This window comes from Agromyces sp. P1_H4 (assembly GCF_056405255.1).
Window position 1 is genome coordinate 1 of the sequence record NZ_JBFUCL010000575.1, and the last position, 1,032, is coordinate 1,032.

Here is a 1,032-nt window from a genome sequence, read left to right on the forward strand (position 1 = left end):
GCCACGCGGTCGCGCCCTCGGCGGACGACACCGACTGGGCCCGCATCGTGCTGCTCTACGAGGCACTCGGACGCCTCGCGCCGTCGCCCGTGGTCGAGCTCAACCGCGCCGTGGCCGTGGCGATGGCGACGGGTCCGGCGAGCGCGCTCCGCGTCGTCGACGAGCTGGAGCGGTCGGGCCGCCTCGCCGGGTATCCGGCGCTGCCCGCCGTGCGCGGCGAACTGCTCGCCCGCCTCGGCCGCGACCAGGAGGCGCGCGGCGAGCTGGAGACGGCCGCCCGGCTCACCGGCAACGAGCGCGAGCGGGCCGCCCTGCTCGCGAAGGCGGCGTCCCTGCCGCGCTGAGCCGCGCGGCCGCCACCGCCGTGCGCATTCCGCCGCGCAAGCACCGCGAGTGGGCGATCCTGGCGACGCGGCGACCGCGACCTCGCCAACTTCGCCCACTCGACGCTCACCCCGGGCACGACCTGCCGCGCTGAGCCGCGGGGCGCGGGGGCGCCCACGCCCGGACGAGCGACCTGAGGATTCGTCGGCATCCATTGAAGTCGCCCGGCTCGCGGCAGAGAATGGCGGGGTGACTCGCGGCCGGTCCCATCGGGTGTGACCCCGCGTCACCATCGATGGGAGGGGACCCATGGCCGACGTCGCGTTCAGCACGGTCTGGCAGCCGGGGGACGGCACGCAGTGGGTGAAGTGGGGCATGTCCGACGACGACTTCATCGCCGCCGACAACGAGTACTTCCCGCAGGGCCTGCGCATCACGTCGCTCGAGTTCCACGAAGGGCGCATCGCCGCSGTCTGGCGACCCGGCGAAGGCACCCAGTGGGTCAAGTGGGGCATGWCCGACGACGACTTCATCGCCGCCGACAACGAGTACTTCCCGCAGGGCCTKCGCRTCACGTCCCTCGASRTCKMSRACGGGCGCATCGCCGCCGTCTGGCGACCCGGSGARGGCACCCAGTGGGTCAAGTGGGGCATGACCGACGACGACTTCATCGCCGCCGACAACGAGTACTTCCCGCAGGGCCTGCGC

Annotated in this window: 1 protein-coding gene and 1 pseudogene; both read left to right on the forward strand. The window is 73.6% G+C overall.

The window, feature by feature from the left end:
* Positions 1 to 344: pseudogene (locus tag AC1DY2_RS20075) on the forward strand (RNA polymerase subunit sigma-24); the annotation flags it as partial.
* Between the two features lie 289 nt (positions 345 to 633).
* Positions 634 to 1,032, forward strand: a 399-nt coding sequence (locus AC1DY2_RS20080) for a hypothetical protein (RefSeq protein ID WP_476764019.1), incomplete at its 3' end; no start/stop codon positions are given.